Annotated in this window: 12 protein-coding genes; all 12 read left to right on the top strand. The window is 72.4% G+C overall.

From position 1 onward, the window contains the following. Positions 1 to 45 precede the first annotated feature (45 nt). The 12 genes from ACXDC7_RS05175 (at position 46) to ACXDC7_RS05120 (ending at position 16,535) form a co-directional block, all read left to right on the top strand. On the top strand, positions 46 to 1,467 hold the full coding sequence (locus ACXDC7_RS05175) for an MFS transporter (RefSeq protein ID WP_459221434.1): 1,422 nt from the start codon (positions 46 to 48) through the stop codon (positions 1,465 to 1,467). Then, positions 1,467 to 3,575 carry a molybdopterin oxidoreductase family protein gene (locus ACXDC7_RS05170; RefSeq protein WP_459221433.1) on the top strand — a complete coding sequence of 703 codons (2,109 nt, stop codon included), beginning with the start codon at positions 1,467 to 1,469 and terminating at the stop codon, positions 3,573 to 3,575. Before ACXDC7_RS05175 ends, ACXDC7_RS05170 begins: the two co-directional genes overlap by 1 nt. Beyond that, positions 3,569 to 5,068: an FAD-dependent oxidoreductase gene (locus ACXDC7_RS05165; RefSeq protein WP_459221432.1), complete on the top strand. Its 1,500-nt coding sequence runs from the start codon at positions 3,569 to 3,571 to the stop codon at positions 5,066 to 5,068. Before ACXDC7_RS05170 ends, ACXDC7_RS05165 begins: the two co-directional genes overlap by 7 nt. Positions 5,069 to 5,108: 40 nt before the next feature. Next, a complete protein-coding gene (gene nirB / locus ACXDC7_RS05160; protein WP_459221431.1) occupies positions 5,109 to 7,718 on the top strand; it encodes a nitrite reductase large subunit NirB in 2,610 nt (869 codons plus the stop codon). After that, positions 7,715 to 8,119 (top strand): nitrite reductase small subunit NirD, encoded by a 405-nt coding sequence (nirD, locus tag ACXDC7_RS05155; RefSeq protein ID WP_179444520.1) that lies wholly within the window; start codon positions 7,715 to 7,717, stop codon positions 8,117 to 8,119. Before nirB ends, nirD begins: the two co-directional genes overlap by 4 nt. Next, positions 8,119 to 8,856: a uroporphyrinogen-III C-methyltransferase gene (gene cobA / locus ACXDC7_RS05150; RefSeq protein ID WP_459221430.1), complete on the top strand. Its 738-nt coding sequence runs from the start codon at positions 8,119 to 8,121 to the stop codon at positions 8,854 to 8,856. Before nirD ends, cobA begins: the two co-directional genes overlap by 1 nt. Continuing rightward, positions 8,840 to 9,973: a uroporphyrinogen-III synthase gene (locus ACXDC7_RS05145; RefSeq protein WP_179444522.1), complete on the top strand. Its 1,134-nt coding sequence runs from the start codon at positions 8,840 to 8,842 to the stop codon at positions 9,971 to 9,973. The genes cobA and ACXDC7_RS05145 overlap by 17 nt, the downstream gene beginning before the upstream one ends. Before the next feature lie 145 nt (positions 9,974 to 10,118). Further along, complete coding sequence (locus tag ACXDC7_RS05140) at positions 10,119 to 12,080, top strand: 2-oxoacid:acceptor oxidoreductase subunit alpha (RefSeq protein WP_343045863.1); 1,962 nt, start codon at positions 10,119 to 10,121, stop codon at positions 12,078 to 12,080. Continuing rightward, positions 12,077 to 13,174 (top strand): 2-oxoacid:ferredoxin oxidoreductase subunit beta, encoded by a 1,098-nt coding sequence (locus ACXDC7_RS05135; protein WP_459221429.1) that lies wholly within the window; start codon positions 12,077 to 12,079, stop codon positions 13,172 to 13,174. Before ACXDC7_RS05140 ends, ACXDC7_RS05135 begins: the two co-directional genes overlap by 4 nt. A gap of 172 nt (positions 13,175 to 13,346) precedes the next feature. Beyond that, a complete protein-coding gene (locus tag ACXDC7_RS05130; protein ID WP_459221428.1) occupies positions 13,347 to 14,267 on the top strand; it encodes a hypothetical protein in 921 nt (306 codons plus the stop codon). A gap of 76 nt (positions 14,268 to 14,343) precedes the next feature. Beyond that, on the top strand, positions 14,344 to 15,261 hold the full coding sequence (rarD, locus tag ACXDC7_RS05125) for an EamA family transporter RarD (RefSeq protein ID WP_459221427.1): 918 nt from the start codon (positions 14,344 to 14,346) through the stop codon (positions 15,259 to 15,261). Between the two features lie 65 nt (positions 15,262 to 15,326). Continuing rightward, positions 15,327 to 16,535 carry a hypothetical protein gene (locus ACXDC7_RS05120; protein ID WP_459221426.1) on the top strand — a complete coding sequence of 403 codons (1,209 nt, stop codon included), beginning with the start codon at positions 15,327 to 15,329 and terminating at the stop codon, positions 16,533 to 16,535. Positions 16,536 to 16,541 lie beyond the last annotated feature (6 nt).

The raw sequence follows: 16,541 nt of genomic DNA, 5'->3' as shown, positions 1-16,541 counted from the left end.
CACGGCCCTCCTAGCGTCGGCGGCACACCCGAGCAGGAGGCCGCCGTGACCACCACCCAATCCCCGGACGTCACCCCCGACGTCGCGCCCGACGCCACGACGAGCGCCGGGGCGAGCGCCGCGCGTGCCGGCCTGCGCGGTGCGCCCGGCCGCTGGCTGCACGGCTGGGACCCCGAGAACCGCGCCCAGTGGGACGGCGGAGGGCGCGCGATCGCCCGGCGCAATCTGTGGCTGTCGATCTTCGCCGAGTTCCTCGGCTTCGGCGTCTTCGCGCTCTGGGGCATCGCGGTGCCGATGCTTGCCGCGTGGGGCTACACGGGTCCGCTCGCGCTGAGCAATGCCGAGCAGTTCTGGCTGGTGTCGATCCCGATCCTGGTCGGCGCGACCATGCGGATCCCCTACACGTTCGCGGTCCCGCTGGTCGGCGGCCGGAACTGGACGGTGATCTCGGCGCTGCTGCTGTTGGCGCCGACTGTCGGGCTCGCGCTCGCGGTGTCGGCGCACGCGCCGTTCCCCGTCCTGCTGGTGATCGCCGCGCTGGCCGGCTTCGGGGGCGGTAACTTCGCCTCCTCGATGACCAACATCTCCTTCTTCTACCCCGCGGCGGAGAAGGGTGCCGCGCTCGGCCTGAACGCCGCCGGCGGCAACCTGGGCACGGCGGCCGTGCAGTTCACCGCGCCGCTGGTGGTACTGATCGGCGCCACGACCATGTCGGCCGGTACGACCGTGCCCAACCTGCCCGCGGTCGGCTGGGTCTTCGTCCCGTTCGTGCTGCTCGCGGCCATGCTGGCCTGGCGCTTCATGGACAATGTCGCCGACGCCAAGGCCGACCCGAAGTCGTTCGCCGCGGCGGTACGCCGTCCGCAGACCTGGCTGTTGTCCCTGCTCTACATCGGCACGTTCGGGTCCTTCATCGGCTTCGCCGGCGCCTTCCCCAAGCTGCTCACCGACGCCTTCCCCGAGGCCAGCCTGAAGATCGCCTTCCTCGGCGCGCTGGTCGGCTCGTTGTCCCGGCCGCTCGGCGGGATCGTCGCCGACCGGGTCGGCGGCTGGGTGATCACGGTGATCTCGTTCGCCGGAATGGCGCTCGGTGCCGGCGGCGCGATCTTCGCCCTCCAGGCCGGAAGCCTGACCGCCTTCATGATCAGCTTTGTCTGCCTGTTCGTCTTCACCGGAATCGGCAACGGTTCGATCTACCGGATGATCCCGGCGGTTTTCGCCGCCACCGAACCGGACCGCTCCCCCGCCGGCCGGCTCGCCACCCTGCGCCTGACCGGAGGCGCGATCGGCATCGTCGGCGCCATCGGCGCCTACGGCGGCTTCGTCATCCCGCAGGGATTCTCGCTGTCGATGGCGCTGTCGGGTGGCTCGATCGTGCCCGCCCTGCTGGCGATCATCGGCGTGTACCTGATCTTCGGCATCCTCACCTGGCGCCTCTATGGCCGCGGCTTCGGCGCCCGGATCTGATGACCGACACGCATTGCCCCTACTGCGCCCTGCAATGCGCGATCACGCTGACCGTCGACGAGACGGGCGGCAACCGCACGGTCAGCGTCGCCCCGCGCGACTTCCCGACCAACCGCGGCGGGCTGTGTCAGAAGGGCTGGACCGCGGCGACGCTGCTGGACCATCCCGACCGGCTGACCACGCCGCTGGTCCGGCGCGACGGTGAGCTGGTGCCGGCGAGCTGGGACGAGGCGTACGCCGTGATCATCGAGCGGGTACGCCGGGTGCAGGACGAGTCCGGGCGCGACGCCGTGGCCGTCTTCGGCGGCGGCGGGCTGACCAACGAGAAGGCCTACCTGCTCGGCAAGTTCGCCAGGCTCACGCTCGGCACTGCCATGATCGACTACAACGGCCGGTTCTGCATGTCGTCGGCGGCCGCGGCGGGCAACCGCGCCTTCGGGCTGGACCGCGGGCTGCCGTTCCCGCTGGCCGATCTCGGCGGCGCCGACGCCGTCCTGCTCGCCGGGTCCAATCTCGCCGCGACGATGCCGCCGGCGGTCCGCCACCTCGCCAGCGTCCGCGAGCGCGGCGGGCTGATCGTGATCGATCCGCGGCGCAGCGAGACCGCGCGGCTCACCGACGATGGCGCCGGCATCCATCTGCGCAATCTTCCGGGCAGCGATCTCGCGGTGCTGCTCGGCCTGTTGCAAGTGATCATCGCCGAGGACCGTTGCGACGAGGACTATCTCGCGGCCCGCACCACGGGATGGCCACGGGTACGCGCGGCAGCCGCCCAGTGGTGGCCCGAACGCGTCGAGCGGGCCTCGGGCGTACCAGCCGATGCCTTGCGCCAGGCCGCCCGGCTGCTCGCCGCCGCGAGCCCCGCACGCGGCGGTGCGGGGGCGTATCTGCTGACCGGTCGGGGCGCGGAACAGCACGCCCACGGCACCGACACGGTGACCGCGGTGATCAACCTCGCGCTGGCGCTCGGCCTGCCCGGGCGCGCCGGCAGTGGCTACGGCGCGATCACCGGCCAGGGCAACGGCCAGGGCGGCCGCGAGCACGGGCAGAAGAACGATCAGCTCCCCGGCTACCGCAAGATCACCGATCACGCCGCCCGGGAACACGTGGCGAGCGTGTGGGGAGTCGCTCCCGAGACGATCCCGGGCCCGGGCGTACCGGCCGTCCAACTGCTGCGGTCGCTCGGTACGCCGGGCGGGCCGCGCGCCCTGTTCGTGCACGGCGCCAACCCGGTGATCAGCGGCCCCGATGCGCAGGTGATCACCGAGCGGCTCGCGGCGCTCGACCTGCTGGTGGTGTGCGACTTCTTCCGCTCCGAGACCGCGGAGCTGGCCGATGTCGTACTACCGGTCACCCAGTGGGCCGAGGAGACCGGCACCATGACCTCGCTGGAGGGCCGTGTGCTGCGGCGCCGGCGCGCGGTCCCGCCGCCCGAGGGGGTGCGCGACGAGTTGCGCGTGCTGGCCGACCTGGCCGGCCGGCTCGGCTGCCGCGCCGACTTCCCCACCGATCCCGATGCGGTGCTCGCCGAGCTGGGCCGCGCGAGCGCGGGCGGGATCGCCGACTACGGCGGCATCACCCCCGAACGGCTGGACCGCGGCGAGGCGCTGCACTGGCCCTGTCCGGCCGATGATCATCCCGGCACGCCGCGGCTGTTCGCCGAGCGGTTCGCCACCCCCGACGGGCGCGCGGCCATGATCGCGGTCGAGCCCGCCCCGGTGGACGATGATCTTCGACCCGATGCACCGATCTACCTGATCACCGGGCGGGTGCTGCAGCAGTACCAGTCCGGCGCGCAGACCCGCCGCGTGGCCGCGCTGAATCGCGTGCAGGGCAGCGGTTTTGTCGAGCTGCACCCGCGGCTGGCCCGGCGCCTGGAAGTCGCCGAGGGCGAGCTGGTCCGGGTCCGCTCGGCGCGCGGGGAGGCCTGCGCGCCGGCGCGGATCAGCGCCGACCTGCGGCCCGACGTGGTGTTCATGCCGTTCCATTTCCCCGGGCAGGAGCGCGCCAACACGCTGACCAATCCGACGACCGACCCGGTCAGCGGGATGCCCGAGTTCAAGGTCTGCGCGGTCGAGGTGACGAAGATCAAGGAGGCGGCATGCTGAACGGGATGCGGATCGTGGTGATCGGCAACGGCATGGTCGGCTCCCGGTTCTGCGCGGGGCTGGCGGGCAGCGGCGCGAAGATCACCGTCCTCGGCGCCGAGCCCTACGCCGCGTACAACCGGCTGCAGCTCTCCGAGGTGATCGCCGGCCGCGCCGAGCTGGGCTCGCTGGAGCTTCCCGGACCGCCGCCGGAGGCGACGGTGCTGCGCGGGGTCGCGGCGACCGCGATCGATCGGGTACGCCGCCGCGTGCGCGACAGCGCCGGCACCGAACACCCCTACGACCTGTGCGTGCTCGCCACCGGGGCCCGGGCCCGGCTGCCGCTGCCCGGCGCCCCGAACGAGCCGCCGCCCGGGGTGCGCACGCTGCGCGACCTCGACGACTGCCGCGAGCTGCTGGCGGCCGCCGCCACCCATGACGACATCACCGTGCTCGGCGGCGGGCTGCTCGGGGTGGAGCTGGCCTGCGGGCTGCGTACCCACGGCGTCAACGTCACGCTGATCAACAACGGCCCGTACCCGCTGCAGCGCCAACTGCCCGAGGGCGCCGGCCGGATCGCCGAGGCCACGCTCGCCGATCTCGGGGTACGGGTGATCAACAACGCCGAGGTACGCGGCTGGGGCCACCGTGGCACCCGGCTGACCGTCCTCACCCTGGCCACGGCGGCCGGCCCGACCCGGGTGCCGACCTCGCTGCTGGTGGTCACCGCCGGCGTCTCTGCGCGCACTGAACTCGCCCGCGCCGCCGGCCTGCCGATCCGGCGCGGGGTCGTGGTGGGCGAGGACCTGCTGAGCCCGGCCGACCCCGCGATCGCGGCCATCGGCGACTGCGCGGAGACACCGGACGAGGGCTGCCCCGGCCTGCTGGCACCTGGCTGGGCACAGGCCGACCGCCTGGCGAGCCGGCTGCGCGGCGAGGCCCGGCGCCCGCCGGAGGCGGCCGGCGAGGTGATCGCGCTGAAGGCGGTGGGCCTGCAGGTGACCGCCCTCGGCGAGCTCGACTGGGCGACGACGGAGGCCGGCGGTACGCGGGTGCTGGAACTGTCCGATGCCGCGGCCCGGCGCGCCGTGCGGATCGCGGTCCGCGACGACCGACTGGTCGGCGCCGTCTGCGTCGGGGCCCCGCGCACGGCGGCCGACCTCACGGTGGCCTTCGAGCGGCGCACGGCGCTGCCGCCCGACCCCGCGGAGCTCCTGCTCGCCGGCGACGGGCGGCGTACCGATCCCGCGGACCTGCCCGCCGCCGCCACGGTCTGCCGCTGCAACGGCGTGAACCGGGCCGAGATCGACCGGGCCCACGACTGCGGCGCCCGGACCGTGGAAGAAGTGGCGTGCGCCACCCGCGCCGGCACCGGCTGCGGCTCCTGCACCGGTCTGGTCGCCGCGCTGCTGCGGGCCGCGGCGGACAGGGTCACCGGTGATCGTGACGGGAGTGAGGGCCTTGTTGCAGGGCCGAAACATTCCGCACCGCTCGCCGAAACAAGCGCCACCTAGCGTCGGGGACCGAGCAGGTGGATCGAAACCGGAGGTGATCATGACCGACCAGCGAATCGTGGTGATCGGCGCCGGCATGGTCGCCCAGAGGTTCGTCGAGGCGCTGGCCGACCGCGACGGATCCGCCGCCGTCACGGTCGTCGGCGAGGAGCCGCACGCGCCGTACGACCGGGTCGCCCTGACCAGCTATTTCACCGGCGGCGCGGATGCCCTCGCCCTGGGCGATCCCGGGCTGTGGGAGCGGCCGGGTGTGCAGTTGGTCAGCGGGGTCGCCGCGACGGCAATCGACCGCGATCGGCGTACCGTCACCCTCGCCGACGGACGCGAGCTGGGCTACGACGCGCTGGTCCTGGCGACCGGATCCCGGGCGTTCGTGCCGCCGGTCCCGGGCAGCGATCTGATCAACTCCTTCGTCTATCGCACGATCGACGACGTGCGCAGCATCGAGGCCTGCGTCCACGAGCTGGCGGCACGGCTGGACCGTCCGGTCCGCGGCGCGGTGATCGGCGGCGGGCTGCTCGGCCTGGAGGCGGCCGGCGCGCTGCGGGCGATGAATGCCGAGGCGACCGTGATCGAGTTCGCGCCGCGGCTGATGCCGCTGCAGGTCGACGAGGGCGGCGGCGCCGAGCTGGCCCGGATCATCGCCGGACTCGGCGTGGACGTGCGGACCGGCACCGCCACCAAGCAGGTGCTCGCCGACGACGCGGGCGCGGTCCGCGCGCTCGACCTGGGCGAGGCCGAGCTCGACGCCGATCTGGTGATCTTCGCCACCGGGGTACGCCCGCGCGACGAGCTGGCCCGAGACGCCGGGCTGGCGATCGGCGAGCGCGGCGGCGCCGTGGTGGATGCCGGCTGCCGGACCAGCGACCCGGCGATCCTGGCCATCGGCGAGGTGGCCTGCATCGGCGGTGCCGTGTGGGGGCTGATCGCCCCGGGCAATGCGATGGCCGAGATCGCGGTCGACCGCCTGCTCGGCGGGCAGGGCACCTTCCCGGGTGCGGACACCTCGGCCAAGCTCAAGCTGCTCGGCGTTGATGTCGCCTCGTTCGGGGACGCGTTCGCGACGACCCCGGGCGCGCTGGAGGTGGTGCACGCCGATCCGGTCACCGGCCGCTACGGCAAGCTGGTCGTCTCCGACGACGCCCGGACGCTGCTGGGCGGGATCCTGGTCGGCGACGCGTCGGCGTACCCGACCCTGCGGCCGCTGCTCGGCACCGAACTCTCCGCGGACCCGTCGGCCTACCTGGTCGGCGGCACCGCCGCGCCGGGCTCCGAGCAGTTGCCCGATGCCGCCGCGGTCTGCTCGTGCAACAACGTGACCGCGGGCACGGTGCGCGCGGCGGTGAGCGAGCACGGCTGCACCGATCTGGCCGCGGTGAAGGGCTGCACGAAGGCGGGCACCAGTTGCGGGTCGTGCCTGCCACTGGTCAAGAGGCTGGTGGAGACCGAGCTGGCGGCCGCCGGGATCGAGGTCTCCCGCGCGCTCTGCGAGCACTTCGCGCTGGGCCGGGCCGAGCTCTTCGAGGCGGTACGCCTGACCGGGCTCGGCACCTTCTCCGAGATCATCGCCCGGCACGGCCGCGGCGGGCGCGGCTGCGACATCTGCAAACCGGTGGTCGCCTCGATCCTCGCCAGCCTCGGCAACGGGCACATCCTCTCCGGCGAACAGGGCGCGCTGCAGGACACCAACGACCACATGCTCGCCAACCTGCAGAAGGACGGCAGCTACTCGGTGGTGCCGCGCATCCCGGGCGGCGAGATCACCCCGGACGGGCTGATCACCATCGGCGAGGTGGCGCGTGAGTTCGGGCTCTACACCAAGATCACCGGCGGCCAGCGGATCGATCTGTTCGGGGCGCGGGTGGAGCAGTTGCCGCAGATCTGGCGGCGCCTGGTGGAGGCCGGCTTCGAATCGGGCCACGCCTATGGCAAGGCGCTGCGGACCGTGAAGTCCTGCGTCGGCTCGACCTGGTGTCGCTACGGCGTACAGGACTCGGTCGCGATGGCGATCCGGCTGGAGCTGCGCTACCGCGGACTGCGGGCGCCGCACAAGATCAAGCTGGGAGTCTCCGGCTGCGCCCGGGAGTGCGCCGAGGCGCGCGGCAAGGACGTCGGCGTGATCGCCACGGACAAGGGCTGGAATCTCTACCTGGGCGGCAATGGCGGCTTCTCGCCCAAGCATGCCCAGCTCTTCGCCGAGGACCTGGACGACGACGGGTTGATCACGCTGATCGACCGTTTCCTGATCTACTACGTGCGCACCGCCGACCGGTTGCAGCGCACCGCCGGCTGGCTGGAGTCGCTGGACGGCGGGCTGGACCGGTTGCGCGAGGTGATCGTCGACGACCGGCTCGGGGTGGCGGCCGATCTGGACGCCGCGATGGCCGCCCACGTCGCGGGCTATCGCGACGAGTGGGGCGAGGTGCTCGACGACCCGGACAAGTTGGCCCGGTTCGGATCCTTCGTCAATGCGGCGCAGACGCCCGATCCCGATCTTGCCTATGTCGGCGAGCGCGGTCAGCGGCGGCCGGCGACCCCGGCCGAGCGCGCCGCGGCGGCCTCCGGCGGGCTGCAGTTGATCACGCCCGATCGCGAACCCGTACTGATCTCGGATTCCCGGCTCCCCACCCGCAGGAAGGACCCCCAATGACCACCACCGAGCTCCACCACCGGCACACCTCCGCCCTCCCCGCCTGGACCACGGTCTGCACGGTCGCGCGGCTGCCCGTCGAGCGCGGGGTCGCCGCACTCGTCGCCGGCCGACAGGTGGCGATCTTCCGGCTGCACGACGACCGGGTGTTCGCCGTCGGCCACCGCGACCCGTTCACCGGGGTGAACGTGATCGCCCGCGGCATCGTCGGCTCCGCGCGGATCGGCGACGAGCTGGTGCCGACGGTCGCCTCCCCGCTGCACAAGCAGGTGTTCGATCTGCGTACCGGCGAGTGCCTGAGCGAGCCCGGCGTCGAGCTGGGCCGCTGGGACGTCCGGGTGCGCGAGGAGTGGGTGCAGGTACGCCCGGCCGTCGCGATCCCCCGCGCCGAGGTCGCCTGATGCCCGGGACGGGCCGCGTCGTGCTGGTCGGCGGCGGCCCGGGCGCGGACGACCTGATCACGGTCCGCGGCCTGCGGGCGTTGCAGTCCGCCGACGTGGTCGTCGCCGACCGGCTGGCCCCGCGCGGGCTGCTGGTCGGCCTGCGCGCGGAGATCATCGACGTCGGCAAGACGCCCTACCATCACCCCGTGCCGCAGGCCGAGATCAACGCGCTGCTGGTCGACCACGCCCGGGCCGGGCGCGCGGTCGTCCGGCTGAAGGGCGGCGACCCGTTCCTGCTCGGCCGCGGCGGCGAGGAGGTCGCGGCCTGCCGCGCCGCCGGCGTCGAGGTCGAGGTGGTGCCCGGGGTGAGCTCGGCCATCGCCGCACCCGCCGCCGCCGGCATCCCGGTCACCCACCGCGGGGTCGCCCAGGGGCTGTTGGTCATCTCCGGACACGACGAGCTGTCGCCCGCATTCCTCGCCGCGTGGCCGCACACGCTGGTCGTACTGATGGGCATGGCGCGGCTGACGGAGCTGACCGCCGGGTTGCTGCGGGCGGGCAAACCCGCCGCCACGCCCGCCGCCGTCGTGCAGCGCGCCTGGGACGCCGGGCAGCGGGTGGTCCGAGCCCCGCTCGCCGAGCTGCCCGCGCGGGTCACGAAGACGCAACTGGCCAACCCCGCGGTGATCGTGATCGGCCCGGTGGCCGCGCTGGGCGCCGAGCTGGGCGAGGTGGTCGATGCAGCCGTCGCCTGATCAGCTCTCCGGCTGCCGCGTGGTCCTCACCGCGCAGCGCCGGGCCGCCGAGTTCGCCGCAGCCCTGGAGCGCCGGGGCGCGTCGGTACTGCACGCCCCGACCCTTTCGGTGGTGCCGCACGTCGACGACAGCGAGCTCTTCCGGCGTACCACCGAACTGATCGAGAAGCCGCCGGACGTCACCGTGATCACCACCGGCGTCGGCTTTCGCGGTTGGCTGGAGGCGGCCGACGCCGCGGGGGTGGCGACCCCACTCCTCCGTGTGCTCGGGCAGTCGCGGCTGATCGCGCGCGGACCCAAGGCGCGCGGGGCACTGCAGGCCGCCGGGCTGACCGCGGACTGGGTCGCCGAGTCCGAGACCAGCGCCGAGATCGCCGACCTGCTGCTGAGTGAGGGGGTGGCCGGTCAGCGGATCGCCATCCAGCACCACGGGTCCGGCGCGGACGGCCTCGACGAGGCCTTCGCGACCGCCTGTGCCGAGGTCTGCTCGCTGGTCGTCTACCGCTGGGGGCCGGCGCCCGACCCGGCTGCGGTCGCCGAGAGCGTGCGGCTCGTCGCCCGCCGCGAATGCGATGCCGTCGCCTTCACCTCCGCCCCCGGCGTCGCCGCCTTCCTCGACGCCGCCACCGAGCAGCGGGTGCTGGCCGAGGTCGCGCAGGCCTTCGCCGACGAGGACGGGGTCCTGGCCGCGGCGGTCGGCGTGATCACCGCCGGGCCACTGCTCGAGCTCGGCGTGCAGCCCCTGGTGCCCGACCGTTTCCGGCTGGGCGCCCTGGTCCGCGGCATCGTCCGCGAGCTCGGCGAGCGGCGCGGGCTGCGGCTGCTCACCTGCGGCGGCGAGCTGCGGCTGCTGCGCGGCGCGGCCCTGCTGGACGGCGAGGTGTTGCCGCTCTCGCCCGCCAGCCTCGCCGTGCTGCGGGTGCTCGCCGAGGCGGGCGGCGCCGTCGTGCACCGCGACGACATCCTGCGCGCCCTCCCGGGCAGCTCCGTCGACCCGCACGCCGCCGAGATGGCGGTCGCGCGGTTGCGCGGCACCCTGGCGCCGAGCGACCTCGTGCGTACCGTCATCCGCCGCGGCTACCGGCTGGCCGTGCCCGCGGCGTCCGTCGCCCGCTGAGCGCCGCTCCCGCGCGCCCGGTCCGCGTCCCAGCAACTGGCGGATGCGGTCAACCGTGGTTGAGCACCTACGATGGACGTTGCTCCGAAATTCGGGACGCCGCCGTTGCGGAAACCGGCGTGGCGTAGATGCGAAAGGCCAACGGGTGACAGCAGTCAAGAACCTCGACCGGGTCGTGATCCGGTTCGCCGGCGACTCCGGCGACGGCATGCAGCTCACCGGCGACCGGTTCACCGCGGACTCGGCGTTGTTCGGCAACGACATCTCCACCCTGCCGAACTTCCCGGCCGAGATCCGCGCCCCCGCCGGCACGCTGCCCGGCGTGTCCAGCTTCCAGTTGCACTTCGCCAATTACGACATTCTCACCCCCGGCGACCGGCCGGACGTGCTGGTCGCGATGAACCCGGCGGCGCTCAAGGCGAACCTGTCCGATCTGCCGCGCGGCGGGCTGATCATCGCCGACAGCGCGGAGTTCACCAAGCGCAATCTGCAGAAGGTGGGGTACGCCGAGAGCCCGCTCGAGGACGGCTCGCTGGAGGCCTACCAGGTGCACGCGCTGGACCTGACCGGGATGACCGTCGAGGCCGTGAAGGACTTCGGCCTGTCCCGCAAAGACGCCTCGCGCGCCAAGAACATGTTCGCGCTCGGGCTGTTGAGCTGGCTCTACCACCGGCCCGTGGAGTCGACGCTGGAGTTCTTGTCGACGAAGTTCGCCAACAAGCCCGATATCCGCGACGCCAACCTCACCGCCTTCCGGACCGGCCATGCCTATGGCGAGACGACCGAGACATTCGCGGTCACCTACCAGGTCGACCCGGCGCCGATGCCGACCGGCACCTACCGTCAGATCACCGGCAACACGGCGCTGGCCTACGGCCTGATCACGGGCGCGCACAAGGCGGGGCTGCCGCTGTTCCTCGGCGCGTACCCGATCACACCGGCCTCCGACGTCTTGCACGAATTGTCCAAGCACAAGGCGTTCGGGGTGACGACCTTCCAGGCCGAGGACGAGATCGCCGCGGTCGGCGCGGCGCTCGGCGCGAGCTTCGCGGGACACCTGGGAGTCACCACATCCTCCGGCCCGGGCGTGTCGCTGAAGATGGAGACGATCAGCCTCGGCGTGATGACCGAGCTGCCCATGATCATCTGCGATGTGCAGCGCGCCGGCCCGTCGACGGGCATGCCGACCAAGACCGAGCAGGCGGACCTGCTGCAGGTGCTCTACGGCCGCAACGGCGAGGCGCCGGTGCCGGTGCTGGCGGCGCAGACCCCGAGCGACTGCTTCGACACGGCGGTGGAGGCGGCGCGCTGGGCGATCAAGTACCGCACCCCGGTCGTCGTGCTCTCCGACGGCTATCTCGCCAACGGAGCGGAGCCGTGGGAGGTGCCGAATCTGGCGGCGATCGAGCCGATCGATCCGGGCTTCGCGACCGAGCCGAACGGCACCGCGACGGACGCCAAGGGCAACGAGAAGCCGACCTTCCTGCCGTACCGGCGCGACGAGGAGACGCTGGCGCGGCCGTGGGCGATCCCGGGGACGGCCGGGCTGGAGCACCGGCTCGGCGGCATCGAGAAGGCCGACGGCACCGGCAACGTGTCCTACGATCCGGCCAATCACGAGAAGATGATCAACCTGCGGCAGGCCAAGATCGACGGCATCGTGCGCGAGATCCCCGATCTCGAGGTCGACGATCCGGACGGCAAGGCGCGGCTGCTGGTGCTGGGCTGGGGTTCGTCCTACGGCCCGATCGCGGCGGCGGTACGCCGGGTGCGCAATGCCGGCGGGCACATCGCGCAGACGCACCTGCGGCACCTGAACCCGTTCCCGGCCAACCTCGGCGAGGTCCTGCGGCGCTACGACAAGGTGATCGTGCCCGAGATGAACCTCGGCCAGTTGGCGATGCTGCTGCGCGCGAAGTACCTGGTGGACGTGCAGTCCTATTCGCGGGTACGCGGCCTGCCGATCTCGCTGGCAGAGCTCGCCCACGACCTGCTGGAGCTGGTCCGCGACGAGGTCGGACCCGTGCCGGAGGAGTCCGAACTGGCCGCGGAGCCGGAGCAGCACGGCCAACACGAAGTCGTCTTCGATCATGGGAGGCAGCAGTGACCGAGGTGATCACGAACGGTTCGACGGCCGGCCCGCGCGGGCTGGCGGGCGTACCCCTGGCCCTGGAACCGCTGAACCGCAAGGACTTCACCTCCGACCAGGAGGTGCGCTGGTGCCCCGGGTGCGGCGACTATGCCGTGCTCGCGGCGTTCCAGGGGTTCATGCCACAGATCGGCATCCGCAAGGAGAACACCGTGATCGTGTCGGGCATCGGCTGCTCGTCGCGCTTCCCCTACTACGTGGACTCCTACGGGATGCACTCGATCCACGGCCGCGCGCCCGCGATCGCCACCGGCATCGCCACCGCGCGCGAGGATCTCGGCGTGTGGGTGATCACCGGCGACGGCGACGCCCTGTCGATCGGCGGCAATCACCTGATCCACGCACTGCGCCGCAATGTGAACTTCACGATCCTGCTGTTCAACAACCGGATCTACGGGCTGACCAAGGGGCAGTACTCGCCGACATCGGAGGTCGGCAAGATCACCAAGTCGACGCCGATGGGCTCGCTGGATGCGCCGTTCAACCCGGTGTCGCTGGCGCTCGGGGCCGAGGCCAGCTTCGTCGCCCGGACCATCGACTCCGACCGGGCGCACCTGACCGAGGTGCTGACCGCCGCCGCGGAACATCGCGGTGCCGCGCTGGTGGAGATCTACCAGAACTGCCCGATCTTCAACGACGGCGCGTTCGACGCGATCAAGGACAAGGACACCGCGCCGCAGGCGATCATCCCGCTCAAGCACGGCGAGAAGGTGATCTTCGGCGCCGGCGAGCTCGGGCTGGTACGGGACCCGGTGAGCGGGGAGTTCTCGGTGGCCAGGGTGGCCGAGGTCGGCGAGGACGCCATCGTCGTCCACGACGCTCATCGCGACGACCCGTCGTATGCCTTCGCGCTGTCCCGGCTGACCGATGCCGGCGTGCTGAACCGCACCCCGATCGGCATCTTCCGCGATGTTCCCCGGGCCACCTACGACGACCTCGCCCGCGAGCAGATCCGGACCGCCCAGGGCGAGCGCCGCGAGGGCGAGCCGTCGGGTGCAGACACCGAGCTGCAGGCCCTCCTCGCCGGCCGGGACACCTGGACCGTCGCCTGACCTTCTCCCCACGCCACCCCACCCCACCCCCGATTTGTGTCGTCAGTTATCGCCGCCTGACGGGACCGTCAGGCGGCGATAACTGACGACACAAATCAAGCCCGGGGAAACAGGTTGTGGACAACCCCGCCACCCGCTGGTTCAGGCGCCGACGCGGCGGCAGGATCGAGGCATGCCGAGTCCCGAGCCCTTGCCGCGGGCCCTGCGCGGGCGGGCATTCACGCTGGCCGATGCCGCGGCGTACCCCGTGACCGAGAAGCGACTCCGGGCCAGCGATCTGCAATCGCCCAGTCGCGACATCCGAGCACCGGCGGGCGAGCTTCCCCTCGCCGAGCATGCCCGTGCCGTGCTCGCGCTCACCCCCGATGGATGGGTCTCCCATGCCAGCGCCGGACAGCTCCACGGTTTCTGGCTGCCGACGAGGTTGGCCTCGGACTCCACCCTCCACATCAGCCGCGGCAACACCTGCGAGCCGGCGCGCCGGCGACGCGTGCGCGGCCACGCCGCCCGCGTGACGGAGGAGGAGATCACCACCGTCGGCGGCCTGCGCATTGCCACCCGGGCCCGCGCCTGGTTCGAGCTGCTACCCGCACTCACCCTCGCCGAGGCGGTGATCATCGGGGATCAACTGATCCGGCGGCCGCGGCGCAATCTGGATGCCCACCTCGAACCGTGGTGCGCGCGGGCGGACCTGAGCCACATCCTGGAGCTGAACGAGTGGCGGGCCGGGGTCGTCCTCGGCCGCGAGGCACTTGCCCTGGTCCGCCAGGGGTCGGATTCACCGCCGGAGACGCGCCTGCGGCTCGCGATCATCGAGGCCGGACTGCCCGAACCACAGACGCAGCTCCGGCTCGATCCCGACGACCCCCACTCCCCCGAGGCCGATCTGGGATATCGCCGGGAGCGGATCGCCCTGCAGTACGAGGGCGCGCACCATCGCGACGGCGCACAGCTCAGCAGCGACATCCGCCGCGACGAGGCCTGGGTCGGCGGCGGCTGGCGCGTCCTGCGGGCCGACGCCGGCGACCAGCGCACCGACTTCGTCCGGGTCACGACACTGCTCCGCCGGCTGCTCGCCGAGCGCGCCGCCTGACCCGCCCGATCCCTTCGTGAGGTATCGCCGCCCGGACACGCGTGCGGCGGGCGATAACTGACGACACGATGGGGGCGTGGCAAAGCAGACACCGGCAGCTCCGGCGGAGTCCGGCGCGGGGGTGCTGGCGGCGATCGGGGCGTACGCCATCTGGGGGCTCGTCCCGCTGTTCTGGCCGCTGCTGAACCGCAGCCAGGCCGTCGAGCTGCTCGCGCACCGGATCGTCTGGGCCTTCGTCGTCGCCGCGGTGATCGCGTTGATCATCGCCCGCCGGCCGCTGCTGCGTACCCTCCGCAATCGCCGCGCCATGCTCTTGCTGTCGGCGGCCGCGGTGGTGATCTCGGTCAACTGGGGCGTCTACATCTGGGCGGTCACCCACGCCGAGGTCGTGCAGGCCTCGCTCGGCTACTACATCAACCCGATCCTGTCGATCCTCGCCGGCGTGCTCGTGCTGCGCGAGCGCCTCGCCCCGGCACAGTGGGCCGCGATCGGGCTGGCCTTCGCGGCGGTGATCGTGCTGACCATCGACTACGGCCACCCGCCGTGGATCGCGCTCACCCTGGCCACCAGCTTCGCCACCTACGGCGTACTCAAGAAGTTCGCCCCCGCCGACCCGATCGTCACGCTGGTGATCGAATCGGGTGTCGTGCTGATCCCGGCAACCGCCTACCTCGGCTGGCTCGCCGCCCGCGGCGTCGGCAGCTTCGGCACGCTCGGCCCGGGCTACGACGCACTGCTGATCTGCGCCGGCGTGGTCACGGTGATCCCGCTGCTGTGTTTCGCCTGGGCCGCGCCGCGGATCCGACTCTCCACGATGGGGATGACCCAGTACCTCGCCCCCACCCTGCAGTTCATCCTCGGCGTCGCGTGGTTCGGCGAGCCGATGAGCCCGGCACGCTGGGCCGGATTCGTACTGGTCTGGATCGCGCTCTCCCTGCTCACCGGGTACGCCATCGTGGTCCGCCGCCGCGCCCGGAAGGCCCGCGCCGGATAGGCTGGCGGCCGGTCCGCCGACCCGGCGGGCAGAGCAGGCCGCAACCAGACCCAGGACGGAACGAGATGTCGGACCAGCCGCGCCGGGCCGCGAAGCCCGAGGACGAGTCGGTGACCGCGACCAACGCGCGCGGCATGGGCTATGACCCGCGAGTGCTGGACGACCCCGGCCCCCTGGACGACCCGGGCCCCCTGGACGATCCCGACGCCACCCGGGCGCTGGGCGCTCCGGTGCCGCCGCCGGCGTCCGCGCGCCGGCTCGGCTTCGATCCCGATGACGACGCCTTCGAGCTGGCCGAGGAGGACGAGGAGGAGAGTCCGCGGCGCAACGTCGTCGGCTGGGTGATCGTCGGCGTGCTGGCGCTGGTGGTCGCGGTCGGCGTCTTCTTCGTCGGCCGGAACCTGATCGGCCCCGCCGACCAGTCGATCAAGCCGGACCGGTTCGTCGAGTCCTACCTGCAGGCATTGGCACGCGGCGATGCCGCCGGCGCGCTGGCCCATGCCTCCGCCCCGCCGCCGGACGGCCGGCTGCTCACCCCGGAGGTGCTGGCCGACTCGCTGAACCGCGCGCCGATCACCGACATCGCCGTGGTCGCCAGCGACGACACCCGCGTCCAGGTGGACTACAGGCTCGGGGGCGAGCCGGTCTCCGGCGTCTTCGATGTCGCCAAGATCGATGGTCGCTGGACCATGCCGCAGGCCTGGGCGACGCTGGAGGCACCCGAGGCCGACCTGAACATGCCGTTCCTGATCAACGGCGCCCGGCTCGACGGACCGGGCAACTACCCGATCTTCCCCGGCTCCTACCTGGTCACCTCGACGACCGACGCGCTGCAGATCGATCATCGTTTCCGGGTCACCGACAATCGTCCTGATCAACGCCTCGGCCAGGTGCCACTGGCGCTGACCGAAGCGGGACGGCGCGACGCGCTGGTGCAGATCCGCAAGGGCATCGACCGCTGCATCGGCAGCAACGAGCTGAAGCCGAAGAACTGCCCGTACGCGATGAAGGACACCACCACCAGCGGCCAGGAGATCATCCCAGATTCCGTGCGGACCGAGCTCACCAACGATCCGCTGAAGGGTGTCCAGGTACGCACGGAGGAGGGCGCACCGGTGGCCCTGGCCGATCTGACGATCACCTACACCCTGGACGGCAGCGTCCGCGACTCCGGCGAGGAGATCCCGTTGGACACGCAGGACTTCACGGTGGAGACGACGGCGATCGTCAGCTACGACCAGGACCCGCCGAGCATCGGCTGGACGAACCGCTGAGTCTGC

The organism is Naumannella huperziae, assembly GCF_054073625.1.
The sequence above is the reverse complement of the archived record's forward strand: the minus strand, read 5'-3'. Positions and strand labels throughout refer to the sequence as shown.

Bases quoted from the DNA above. Each gene is read 5' to 3' on its own strand.
- cobA (WP_459221430.1), top strand. From the start codon at position 8,119: ATGCCCGGGACGGGCCGCGTCGTGCTGGTCGGCGGCGGCCCGGGCGCG.
- ACXDC7_RS05170 (WP_459221433.1), top strand. From the start codon at position 1,467: ATGACCGACACGCATTGCCCCTACTGCGCCCTGCAATGCGCGATCACG.
- ACXDC7_RS05130 (WP_459221428.1), top strand. From the start codon at position 13,347: ATGCCGAGTCCCGAGCCCTTGCCGCGGGCCCTGCGCGGGCGGGCATTC.
- nirD (WP_179444520.1), top strand. From the start codon at position 7,715: ATGACCACCACCGAGCTCCACCACCGGCACACCTCCGCCCTCCCCGCC.
- ACXDC7_RS05120 (WP_459221426.1), top strand. From the start codon at position 15,327: ATGTCGGACCAGCCGCGCCGGGCCGCGAAGCCCGAGGACGAGTCGGTG.
- ACXDC7_RS05165 (WP_459221432.1), top strand. From the start codon at position 3,569: ATGCTGAACGGGATGCGGATCGTGGTGATCGGCAACGGCATGGTCGGC.
- ACXDC7_RS05145 (WP_179444522.1), top strand. From the start codon at position 8,840: ATGCAGCCGTCGCCTGATCAGCTCTCCGGCTGCCGCGTGGTCCTCACC.
- nirB (WP_459221431.1), top strand. From the start codon at position 5,109: ATGACCGACCAGCGAATCGTGGTGATCGGCGCCGGCATGGTCGCCCAG.